The following is a 10,847-nucleotide window of genomic DNA, read 5'->3' as shown; positions in this document are numbered from 1 at the left end:
TCGCCGTAAAGCGGATGGGGAAACCCCACCCGCCTGCGCGGTGGGGTAGTTCATCGCAGTCCGTTGCTGAACCCGTAACGGTGTTGTCAAGACGCCTCTAGCCAATTCCTTGAAGCAAATCCCCAAAGTTCTGCTGACTTTTCTGTTCGCGTCAGCGGGACGGACTCCTTGCAGGTTGGCTGAGAGATTAATCTCCCTCGAACGCTTGCCACCAGTCGGGTTTTTCACCGTTTTAGAGGCTCACCTTGGTGACAACTATACGATTGATGAGCAACTAAAATTGCTGACAGGCTTTTCCGCCCCGCCCTACTCGCGTCAGCGGCGCGGAGCGCTGAGTACGGGGCCACCAAGCTATCCCTCTGTGTTGGTCTATCGCTCCGCCCACGAGCCAAAGCGCCTGCTGAAGTCCGCAGATACCCTCGATCGGGAAGAGGTGATCCCTGGCTTCCAGTTGCCACTTGCCGCTCTCTTCCAGAAGCTGCCTTTCTAGCCTGCAACCGGCTCCCCCTTAGATCGGCCAAGGCCAAAACTTTAAGAGGTGGCGCACAGCCACCCCACCGGGAAGAGGACTCTCCCATCCAATTCAAACAAGCGCCGGCACCCGTGCTTCAGACAAAGCTTCCCTGAGGGCTCGCACCTGGGCCACCATGGCCACTTCATCCTGAAGGCGACTGACAGCTTTGCCCACCCCCACTCCTGAAGCGCCGGCAGCGATGGCTAGGGGCACCGTCACCGTTGAGAGGCCAGAGGCGCAGATGACCGGCAGCGAGACCACCCGGCTGATCTCATAGGCGGCAGCCAGGGTGGGGGCAGCCTTCTCAATCAGGCCTAGGGATCCGCCGTGACGGGGCTCAGCGCTGGTGCCGCCCTCGGTTTGGATGAGATCGGCCCCCAGATCTTCCAGTTTCTCGGCCAATTCCGCCTGCTGATCCAAAGGCAGCGTGTGGGGAACGGTTACCGACAAAAGCGTGCGCGGCAGCAGAGAGCGGGTTTGGCGGGTGAGCTCTAGAACTTCCGCAGCGGAGAAGATGCGGCCCGAAGGGTAGAAGCTGTCGTAATTGCCGATTTCGGCCATGTCGGCCCCCGCCTGCACAGCGGCAGCCAATTGCTGCGGCTCCACCGCCGACACACAGATGGGCAGATCAATTTGCGCTCGCACCTGCTGCACCAATTCGGGACTGGCGGCGATGTCCACCCAAGTGGCTCCTCCCTCCTGGGCGGCACGGGTGACTTTCAGCACCGACTGCAGGTCGAAGTTTTGCAGGCCGCTGATGATCTTGAGGGCACGGCGCCGGGCAAGGGCGTCGAAAAGGGCAGCTTGAGAGGCTGTGGTCATAGGCTCGTTAGCTTGTTGAAACGGGATACAAGAGGAGTGAAAGCAAATCGGCTGGGGCAACCTTTGCTCAGTCTAGAGGGTTTGCTGCCATCCTACAAGGGATCCGCCCTTGGCCGGTCACCCCAATTTTTGCGGGCTATCCCAAGATCTTTCAATACAATAGGGATCCCCTCTTCTGCTCTTGCCATGTACCGCTCTCCTTTCCCCTTCTTGGGCCTGGCTGAGCCGGATCCGGAGCTGGCCCAAGCCATTGTGTTGCCTATCCCCTACGAGGCCACCACCTCCTACGGCAAAGGCACGGCCAAAGGCCCTCAGGCGCTGTTGCAGGCTTCTGCCTATGTAGAGATCTACGACGAGGTGAGAGACTGCCAGCCGGCCCTCCACCCCGACTTTGCCGCAGAGACCTCCCGCTACTGGACGGCGCCGCCAGTGGAGTTCGAGGGGCTGGACGCCCACGAGTTGGCCATGGCCGCAATTCAGCGCCGCGCTGCCGAGTGGGTAAGGCCAGGGCGGTTTCTGCTCTCCATTGGCGGGGAGCACTCCATCACTGGCCCCTTGATTGCCGCCCACCTGTCCCACTACCCAGAACTGCACGTGCTGCAGATCGATGCCCACTGCGACCTGAGAGACAGCTACGAGGGATCCCGCTACTCCCACGCTTCCGCCATGGCCCGTGTGGTGGAGCAAGTGGGCGGCCGCCTCACCCAAGTGGGGATCCGCTCCCTCTGCGCCGAAGACCGCCAGGCCATTCGCAAGCACCGCTTGCACACCTTCTTTGCCCACAGCCTGCACGGCAAGCCAGCCCAGGAGTGGATCCCCGAGGTGATCGCCACGCTGGGATCCCAGGTTTACCTGACGGTGGATGTGGACGGGTTGGATCCTGCGGTCGTGCCGGCCACGGGCACCCCTGAACCCGGCGGCTTGGGCTGGTGGGAGACCGTAGAGCTGATCCGGGCCCTGGGGCAGCAGCGGCAAATCGTCGGCGCCGATGTGGTGGAGCTGGCGGTCACCGGGGAACGGGAAACCGATCGCCGCAGCGCCTTCACCGCCGCCAAGCTGGCCTATCAGATCCTGGCAGCGGCCTTGGGCTAGGCTCCAGAAGAACTGGGCTATGGCTGGGTTCCCCCTGTTTCCACCTGGCCGCTGGAGCACCGGCTCCAATCTCGAAGTATCCAGACAAAACGAGGACTGGACTCTCTCTGTCGAGATCTTCTGCTAGCTTCCTAGGTGGCCCTAGCCATGTCTCCGCCTTCTTCCAGCTCCCTTGAAGCGTCGCCGCCCCCCGTTGACGAAGAGCTCATCCACAGCCGCATTCAGGCCATCCGCGCCCGGATCCCAGGCCATGTGGAGATCATGGCGGTGAGCAAAGGCTACAGCGTCAACCACATCCGCGCCGCCTATCGAGCCGGGATCCGCCACTTTGGCGAAAGCCGAGTGCAAGAGGCAGCCGCCAAACAGGCGCAACTGCAGGATCTGACCGATATTGTCTGGCACTTGATCGGGCATTTGCAGACCAATAAGGTAAAGCCGGCCCTCAGACAATTTGCCTGGATTGACAGCGTTGATAGCCTGCGCCTGGCCAAGCTGATCAACCAAAAAGCCTGGGAGCTGCACCTTACCCCCAAGCTCTGCTTGCAGGTGAAATTGGCCCCGGATCCCAATAAATTCGGCTGGCTCATCCCCGATCTGCTGCAAAGCCTGCCGCAACTGAACCAACTGCTACAGGTGCAAATTGTGGGCCTGATGACCATTTTGCCTTTGGGCTTGAGCTCAGAGGCAGCTCTAGAGCTGTTTCGCAAGCTGGCCGAGCTGGCGGATCACATCCAGCGCAGCGGCTACGAGCATCTGCAGTTGCACACCCTCTCCATGGGCATGTCCGACGATTACCCCCTGGCGGTGGCCGCAGGCTCCAACCTGATTCGGCTGGGGCGCGCTTTGTTCGCCGATGCCGAGCGGAAATAGCATAGATGGAGCCTCCATGAAGCCGCTGAATTGTGATTAAATTTTGTGTAAAGCCGCGCAACTCCGGAGTTGCCCTGCAGGGCACGCTCTGGGTTGGAGTTCGGCCTGAATCGGGCAAAAACAGGGCAATCCCGCCCAAAATTTACCCTGTCGGGGAAATTTTAGGGAAACTTGTAATCATTTGCGTCACTCCCGTTAACACGTGTTCAAGCTGGACAAGGAGCGCAGTAGACTCTGGCCAAAGTAGTGGCTAGACAAGTGGGATGACATCTTCACTTCTTCTGGGTAAACTCGACTCGTCGGGCCCATGGGTTTTTTAACCTGCCTCGGCAGCTTCTCGAGCAAACCCTGTCTCGGCCTTCTGAAAGACTTTAACTAAAAAAATAAAGGTTGGAGATGCCCTTTGGCTTGACTGGGCCACTCAAGATCCAATCAAGAGGCTGAATCCTGCGCTTGCCGCAAACCATGACCTGTAGTGAGGATTTGGACGATGAATGTCAATGGAATTTGGAGCAGGGTAAGAGATTTTGTGGGCCTGAATGATCCCGTGGACGGCCTGGAGGAGTACCCTGAAATGGAAGGGCAGGATGATTACCAACTGCTCTACGAGGGACGCCGTTCCCAACCGGCTCCTGAAGAGCAGGAAGCCAGTGCCCTTCCACGCGGACGTCGACAACGGGGAGCGGAAGCCGGGGAAGGGTCTGTCGGTCGAGAAGAGTCGCGGGGCCATCGGCGCAGTCAACCTCGGGATCGCTTAGCAGGGGGCAGTATGGGGAGCAACGTAATTGGATTACCGGGTGTCAACCCACCCACCAGCGAAGTGGTGGTGCTGGAGCCGCGCAGCTTTGACGAGATGGCACAAGTCATCCAGTACCTGCGGGAGCGTAAGACGGTGATCATGAACTTGACCCTGATGGATCCCGCCGAAGCACAGCGCTCGGTGGATTTTGTTGCCGGTGGCACCTACGCCATCGATGGCCACCAGGAGCGCATTGGCGAAAACATTTTTTTGTTCACCCCCAGCACGGTGACGGTCTCCACCCCCAGTAGCCAAGGGGTGCAGCCGCTGCAGCGTCCCTTGCACAGCCCTGCCCCTCTCTGGCCCAGCAGCTATGAACATTTGCAGGCGGTGGGCCAGCACTAGCCAGTATGGAGCGACCACTGCTGAGTGTGATCGGGGGGGGAGCCATGGGATCCGCCCTGCTGCGGCGTTGGGTGACTGCGGGGCTTTATCCTGCAGCTCAGGTGGCTTTGCGGGAGCCCGACCCGGACAAGGCCAAGACCCTACAGCAGGAGCTGGGCATTCGGCTGTTGGCGGATCTATCTCAGGCGGGAGAGTCTGAGATTGTATTTTTGGCCGTCAAGCCCCAGGTTTTCCCGCAGGTGGTGGCTGAGATGGGCCAGCCGTCCGCCGCGCAGTTGGTGATCTCGATTATGGCCGGGATCCCTTTGCAGCAGTTGCAGCAGGCTTTTCCCCAGCAGAGGGTGGTGCGCACCATGCCCAACACACCAGCGCTGGTGGGAGCAGGGATCACGGCTATCTGCTACGGGCCAGGAGTGACGCCTGATCAGAAGGAGCAGGTGGAAAGGTTGTTTCGGGCTGTAGGCCAGGTGGTGACGGTGGCCGAAAGCCAAATGGATGCGGTGACGGCCCTGTCGGGATCGGGGCCGGGGTATTTGGCGGTGATCCTGGAAGCGCTGATCGACGGGGGGGTGGGGGTGGGTCTGCCGCGTCCCCTCGCCACCCAACTGGCGATGCAGACCTTGGCGGGCACGGCTGCCCTTTTACAGCACGAGAAGCTCCACCCCGCCCTTCTCAAGGATCAAGTGACCAGCCCAGGGGGAACGACCATCGCCGGGATCCAAGTCCTGGAAGAGGGGGGAGTACGGGGGGCCTTGATGCAGGCGGTGCGGGCAGCCTACGAGCGCTCCCGCCAGCTACAGGGCTCCTAGGGCCTGCCACAGCGGGCGGGTGATCCAGTTCCATCCCACCTTGAGCTGGTGCTCCAGGGTAGGTAGACGCACCAGGTAGATGGCTCGTCGGGCCAAATAGCCCAGGGGGCCGCTCAGGGTGAGGCCGCCGAGGGTAGAAAGCGCCGCCGTATCCGTCCCCAAGCTGAGCATTTCCCCCAGAGAAAAGTAGCGGAACGGCAGCAGGGGCCGCTCCTGCGTGAGCAAGGCCCACAGGTTCCAAGCGCAATAGCCGGCCTGTTGAAAAGCTGCTTGGGCGGTGGCGGGCACCGGCTGGCCTTCGGCATCCACCACCGCCGCTACGTCTCCCAGGGCAAACACTTCTGGAAAGGGGGGAGTTTGCAGGGTGGGCAAAACCTGCAGCCGTCCCCGCTCACTTTTGGGCAGATCCAAGTTGGCGATCACCGCTGCCGGTCGGGTTCCGACGGTCCACAGCACCGCATCCACAAGATCCGTGGCTATCTCCTGGGCCTCCAGCCGCTGCAATTGTAGGCGGAAGGGGGGGGCGCTGTTCTCACCCAGGGCCTCGATGCCCAAAACCTTGGTTTGCAACTCCACCTGCACCCGCCGTTGGGCCAACGCCACCTGGGCCGCCTCCCGGCTGGAAGGAGCAAAGCCCGACAAAATCCGGGATCCCCCCTCAATAAGACGGATCCGTCCCCGCGATCCCAGCCGGTCTGCCAATTTGCAGGCTAGCTCCACGCCGCTTGCCCCCGCCCCGGCAATGGCCAGAGTTATCGGCTGAGCCGGATCCCGCGCCTCCAGAGTTTTCAGGTGGGCCCGCAGCCGTTGGGCATCTGCCAGGGTGCGGAAGGGAAAGGCAAACTCCGCTGCTCCCGGCACGCTCTCCAGAGGGGTTTCCCCTCCCAGCGCCAGCACCAAGGTGTCGTACTCCAGGCTTTGCCCCTCTCTCAGCAGGACGCGGCGGGCTTTCAGGTCGATGGACTGCACAGAGCCCTGGCAAAACTGCACCGACTCTGGCGGCAGCAGATCCTGGAAGCGGGGAGCCACCTCCCAGTCTTCCAGCTCGCCCGTGAGCAGCTCGTAGAGCAACGGGGCAAAGACAAAGCGCTCCTGCCGATCCACCAGCGTAATCTGTGGCGGCTCCGGCCAAGGTCGGCGGACGAGCTCCAGGGCTGTGTACAACCCGCCAAAGCCACCCCCAAGAATGCAAATACGACTCATGCTGCGAGGGTTGAAGGTAACATCAGCTTAACAAACCATCCAGCTTCCTACCCTGGGGCTCTGCCTTGCGCAGGGGAACAGCCGCTTGCGGCGGAGAGGCCGTCGCCGCATTGACTCTGCAGGGTAGGGTGCCATCCAAAAAGCCGAGGATCCCCCAAACCAGGCTGACGGTAGACACCCAGAAGAGCCACAGCCCTCCTGCCCAAGGGGGCGGCAGATCCAGAGCCATCCCCCCGATTAGCGGCCCGATAGCAAAGCCTACTGCCCAGCAGAGGGAGTTGATCGACAGATAGACCCCCCGCAGATGATCCGGGGCCAAATCTGCCACCAGCGCCGAAGCGGAGGGATTGTAGCTCACCAAGGCCAACGAGAGCACCGCCAAGGCCAAAGCCGCCATCCCCATAGCTGGCATCGCTCCCAACTGCGCTGCCAAGCTGCTGAGCCAAATCAATCCAAATCCCAGCCCCCACATCAGTGCAGATCCCTGGAGGGCACGGACGCGCGTCCAGCGATTGAGCCAACGAGCTGCCGGCAGCTGCAGCAGGGCAATGAGGGCGCCGTGCAGGGCAAACAACGTGCCAATCTGTACCTCAGGGATCCCAGCCCCCTTGCGCAAGTAAAGGGGCAAGCTGCTGCTGAGCTGGGCAATGTAGGTGGTGAAGAAAATGTTGGCCAGGGCAAACACCACCAGGGAGCGATCCCTCAGGGCAGTTTTCCAGCCGGCCCACAGGGGCTCTGCCGCCGACTGAGCTACCCGAGTTTCCCGAATGCAAAACCAGAGCAGCGCTAGAAAAATCAAGTAGGTGAGGCCGTCGATCACAAACAAGAGGCGGTAGTTCTTTGTCAGGGCTACCAGAGCGCTGGCCATGGCCACGCCGAGGCTGAGGCCCAAGTTATCCCCCAGGCGGTTGAGGGCATAGGCTTCGTTGCGCTGCTCGCGCGTGGTTAGGTCGGCTACAATTGCCTCCACTGGTGGCCAGTACAAACCTTGACCCATCCCCGCTACCAGACTGGCCAGGGCAAAACTGTAGAAACCCTGGGAGAGGGCAAACCCAAACGAGCCAGCAGCAGAAATGGCCAGCGAGAGGATCAAAGTGGAGCGGCGCCCCCAAGCGCCGTCAGCCATTGAGCCGCCGAGAATGCGGCCAAGCACGCCACTTAGAGCCATGAGGCCCAGTCCCAGCCCCACTTGAGTGGCCCTTAGCCCCACCTGGTCAACAAAAAAGAGGGGGGTGTAGAAGAGGGCAAAGCCGGTTCCGGTTTGGGAAAGCAGCCGACCGACGAAGATTAGCCAGACCTGAAAACTGAGCTGTGGCCACCAGGAAGGGATCCGCATAGGAGATGCAACGGGAGACAAGTTACCTAGCCTACGGGATCCCGCTTGTTGGCGCCAGATCCAGCTCAGCAGGCAGAACACTCGGCGGGAGCCAGCGGCTCCTCCTCCAGGGATCCAGCGGAAACCGCAATTAACTCCCCCAAATTGAGGTATTCGCTCAACAGCCGCGCCAGCCGGTACACTCGGTAGTCGAGCTGGATCAAGTTATTCTCCCTCACCTCACATCACCCCTGCATGCACCTCTTCAACGGTCTTGCAGCCCGTTCTTGAGCCAGCTGTAGACCGCCTGTCGCCTTCCTCAGTTAGGAAGTGCCAACGGCAAAGGGATCAAGCCGCGAGGCTGCTGGATCCAACTATAACAAAATTTGACAAAGCTTTAAACAACCCTTAATAGAGAAAGCGCCGCTGTCCCTGCCCCCAGCTCCTCCCTGGGGCCGCTAGGTTAGACTGCTGCTAGCTGACGGCCACTGGCGACTTGGCCGCCCCAGTGCGCCCTTCCTCTTCTTCCTCTGAAGGAACAGCCACAAACTCGATGTGGTTGAGCAGCGTCGTCACAAAGGCAAAGAGCAGAAAAGGCAGGGAGATGACCAAGATCAGCGCGATGGTGAGAAAGGCGTAGAGGGGGCTGTTCATCAAAGAGAGGGCGGCGCCCAGGCCGGCAAAAATCACGATTAGCCAAACGATGATCTGGCCGTAGATATCCCCAAAGGAGAGGGTGCAGGTAAAGCGGTAGCGGGTGTGGGTGTTCATGGCAATTCCTCAGGATAGCCTGCTTGGCTTGATCCTGACCAGGAACCAAGCCTTAGCCTCATGGGTGGATGAGTACCTTGAGATTTTAGACGAGAGAAGGGGAAATGCCTCTCTTTCCTAAGAAATGTCTCAAGGATCGGTTGAGCAAGCCGGATCCCCCGTCTCTCCGCAGACAGGATGCTATTGTCGAGATCACAGACTCTTTCGGGTAGGCAGCAGCCATGTGCATTTGTATTCACTGCTACTATGTGGATCGCTGCACCACCTATCACGCCGTGGAAGCGCAGCACCAACAGCCCCACCTCACCCTGACGCCGGATTTTGAGCCGCAAGGACCCCAGATCAACGTCAATATCCGCAACGGGGGCACCGAGATGGAGTGGGATGTGGTGGCCTGCCAGAGTTTTCGCGAGGAGCGGAACAAGTGGGCAAGGCTCCGCCCCCACGCGGTCGTTCCCAATTAAAACTAGAGTAATCTAGAGATGGCCTAGATTGCCGAGAAGGGTTCTCCGCGCCTGCAAGGCCTGAGGCGGGGGTCTGCCCTTAGTAGAGGAGTTGTTTTGTCCATTTCGAGAGACGGGAAGACGATGATGCTGACCGCAAGCCCGACAGCACCGCTGCTGGATGCTCGTCAACGAGTAAGCCAGTTTATGCGGCATCTCCAGGATGAGATCTGTGCTCGACTAGAGGCACTGGACGGCAAAGCCAAGTTTCGCGAGGACAGTTGGGAGCGTCCTGGCGGTGGCGGCGGTCGCTCGCGGGTCATTCAGCAGGGAGGGGTGTTCGAGCAAGGAGGGGTCAATTTTTCCGAGGTGTTCGGATCCCAGCTGCCCCCCTCGATCCTCAAGCAGCGTCCGGAGACAGCAGGTCATTCCTTCTACGCCACCGGCACCTCTATGGTGTTGCACCCCCGCAACCCTTATGTGCCAACAGTTCACCTCAACTACCGCTATTTTGAAGCAGGGCCGGTTTGGTGGTTTGGCGGCGGCATGGATCTCACCCCCTACTACCTGTTTGAGGAGGATGCAACCCATTTTCACCGCACCATCAAGGCGGCTTGCGACCGGCTGGATCCGGCCTACTACCCGGCTTTTAAGATCTGGTGCGACCGCTACTTCTTCTTGCCCCATCGGGGCGAGGCCCGCGGCGTTGGTGGCATTTTCTTTGATTATCAAGACGACCGGCCCGGGCTGCTCTACCGTCCTGAGGGGGAGGCAGAAGCGGATCCTGACCAGCTTGCCTCTGAGCCGCCGCCACTCCAGGCGCGGGTGGGATCCCGCAGTTGGGAACATCTTTTTGAGCTGGTGCAAGCCTGTGCCGAGGCGTTCTTGCCGGCCTATGTGCCGATTGTAGAGCGGCGGCAGGGGATGGAATGGGGGGAGCGGGAGCGACAGTTCCAGCTCTACCGGCGCGGGCGCTATGTGGAGTTCAACCTGGTCTACGACCGGGGCACGATCTTTGGGCTGCAGACCCAAGGCCGCACTGAGTCGATCCTGATGTCATTGCCGCCATTGGTGCGCTGGGAATACGGCTACGAGCCGCCGCCCGATAGCTGGGAAGCCCAGCTCTACGAAGTGCTGCGCCAGCCCCGGGAGTGGGTCTAGGCCAGCAATAGGCGTCCCTCTTCCTGAGGAGTGCAGTGTCTTCTTCTCTGCCCCTTGCCTACCGCTTGCAACCCCCCCGCCAAGGTAGGCCTGGAAAGGTGCCGGTGTTGGTGATGCTGCACGGGATCGGCAGCCACGAGGGGGATCTCCTCCAATTGGCTCCTTACTTGGATCCCCGCCTAGCGGTAATTAGCCTAAGGGCACCGCTTCCCTGGGGGGCGGGCGGCTTTGCCTGGTTTGAAATGGCTTGGACGCCGGAAGGGCTGGTGGGGGATCCGGAGCAAGCCCGCCGTAGCCGGGAGCTTTTAAGCCACTTTCTGGATCAGGGGATCCCGAGTCTGGGTTTGGATCCGGCGCAGGTGTATTTGCTGGGGTTTAGCCAGGGGGCAATTATGAGCTTATATCTGGCTCTCACCCAGCCTGAAAAGCTGGCCGGGGTGGTGGCAATCAGCGGTCGCCTTTCGCCAGAGATCCTAGCTGAGGCGGTAGAGCCCGCCCGGCTGCAGCACCTCAGTATCCTGGTGGTTCACGGCACCGCCGATGCCGTCTTGCCGGTAGCTTTTGGCCGCCAGATCCGCGACTACTTTGCCTCTTTGCCCCTAAGCTTGACCTACCGCGAGTACGCAATGGGCCACGAGGTTTCCCCAGAAAGTTTGCGGGATATCCAAGGGTGGTTGCAAAGTCAGTTGGACAAAAAATGAAC

General features: G+C 60.6%; 13 protein-coding genes. 8 read left to right on the top strand and 5 right to left on the bottom strand.

The window, feature by feature from the left end; all coding sequences use genetic code 11:
* The first annotated feature begins 364 nt into the window (after positions 1-364).
* Positions 365-490 carry a hypothetical protein gene (locus NW852_RS06660; protein ID WP_414426577.1) on the top strand — a complete coding sequence of 42 codons (126 nt, stop codon included), beginning with the start codon at positions 365-367 and terminating at the stop codon, positions 488-490.
* Positions 491-583: 93 nt separating this feature from the next.
* Here NW852_RS06660 and NW852_RS06655 read toward each other — a convergent pair whose 3' ends face one another.
* The gene (locus tag NW852_RS06655) at positions 584-1,336 is read right to left on the bottom strand and encodes a DUF561 domain-containing protein (protein ID WP_414366154.1); all 753 of its coding nucleotides are present in this window, start codon (positions 1,334-1,336) and stop codon (positions 584-586) included.
* Between the two features lie 186 nt (positions 1,337-1,522).
* On the opposite strand from NW852_RS06655, the gene speB reads away from it, so the two are divergent.
* From speB to proC, 4 genes are all read left to right on the top strand, one after another.
* Complete coding sequence (gene speB, locus NW852_RS06650) at positions 1,523-2,428, top strand: agmatinase (RefSeq protein ID WP_414338569.1); 906 nt, start codon at positions 1,523-1,525, stop codon at positions 2,426-2,428.
* Between the two features lie 147 nt (positions 2,429-2,575).
* Entirely contained in the window at positions 2,576-3,298 is a 723-nt protein-coding gene (locus NW852_RS06645) for a YggS family pyridoxal phosphate-dependent enzyme (protein WP_414333442.1), read from the top strand.
* A 574-nt stretch (positions 3,299-3,872) separates the two neighbouring features.
* Complete coding sequence (locus tag NW852_RS06640) at positions 3,873-4,442, top strand: cell division protein SepF (protein ID WP_414372422.1); 570 nt, start codon at positions 3,873-3,875, stop codon at positions 4,440-4,442.
* Between the two features lie 5 nt (positions 4,443-4,447).
* A complete protein-coding gene (proC, locus tag NW852_RS06635) occupies positions 4,448-5,251 on the top strand; it encodes a pyrroline-5-carboxylate reductase (RefSeq protein WP_414366150.1) in 804 nt (267 codons plus the stop codon).
* Here proC and NW852_RS06630 read toward each other — a convergent pair.
* The 4 genes from NW852_RS06630 to NW852_RS06615 all read right to left on the bottom strand — a co-directional run bounded on the left by NW852_RS06630 (position 5,237) and on the right by NW852_RS06615 (position 8,540).
* Positions 5,237-6,454 (bottom strand): NAD(P)/FAD-dependent oxidoreductase, encoded by a 1,218-nt coding sequence (locus NW852_RS06630; RefSeq protein WP_414372417.1) that lies wholly within the window; start codon positions 6,452-6,454, stop codon positions 5,237-5,239. The genes proC and NW852_RS06630 overlap by 15 nt on opposite strands.
* Positions 6,455-6,476: 22 nt before the next feature.
* Positions 6,477-7,790 carry an MDR family MFS transporter gene (locus NW852_RS06625; RefSeq protein WP_414366146.1) on the bottom strand — a complete coding sequence of 438 codons (1,314 nt, stop codon included), beginning with the start codon at positions 7,788-7,790 and terminating at the stop codon, positions 6,477-6,479.
* 65 nt (positions 7,791-7,855) lie between these two features.
* Entirely contained in the window at positions 7,856-8,008 is a 153-nt protein-coding gene (locus tag NW852_RS06620; protein ID WP_414366145.1) for a hypothetical protein, read from the bottom strand.
* A gap of 235 nt (positions 8,009-8,243) precedes the next feature.
* The gene (locus tag NW852_RS06615; protein ID WP_414366143.1) at positions 8,244-8,540 is read right to left on the bottom strand and encodes a hypothetical protein; all 297 of its coding nucleotides are present in this window, start codon (positions 8,538-8,540) and stop codon (positions 8,244-8,246) included.
* Positions 8,541-8,761: 221 nt separating this feature from the next.
* Between NW852_RS06615 and NW852_RS06610 the strand changes: the two genes are divergently transcribed.
* From NW852_RS06610 to NW852_RS06600, 3 genes are all read left to right on the top strand, one after another.
* Positions 8,762-9,004 carry a Ycf34 family protein gene (locus NW852_RS06610; protein ID WP_414372414.1) on the top strand — a complete coding sequence of 81 codons (243 nt, stop codon included), beginning with the start codon at positions 8,762-8,764 and terminating at the stop codon, positions 9,002-9,004.
* Positions 9,005-9,130: 126 nt separating this feature from the next.
* Complete coding sequence (gene hemF / locus NW852_RS06605) at positions 9,131-10,144, top strand: oxygen-dependent coproporphyrinogen oxidase (RefSeq protein WP_414366155.1); 1,014 nt, start codon at positions 9,131-9,133, stop codon at positions 10,142-10,144.
* Between the two features lie 35 nt (positions 10,145-10,179).
* Complete coding sequence (locus NW852_RS06600) at positions 10,180-10,845, top strand: alpha/beta hydrolase (RefSeq protein ID WP_414372412.1); 666 nt, start codon at positions 10,180-10,182, stop codon at positions 10,843-10,845.
* Positions 10,846-10,847: the final 2 nt, after the last annotated feature.

It is taken from the genome of Synechococcus sp. H60.1 (genome assembly GCF_047462335.1).
Lineage (GTDB): Bacteria > Cyanobacteriota > Cyanobacteriia > Thermostichales > Thermostichaceae > Thermostichus.
Note: the sequence above shows the minus strand (reverse complement) of the source record. Positions and strands in the feature narration are given on the sequence as shown.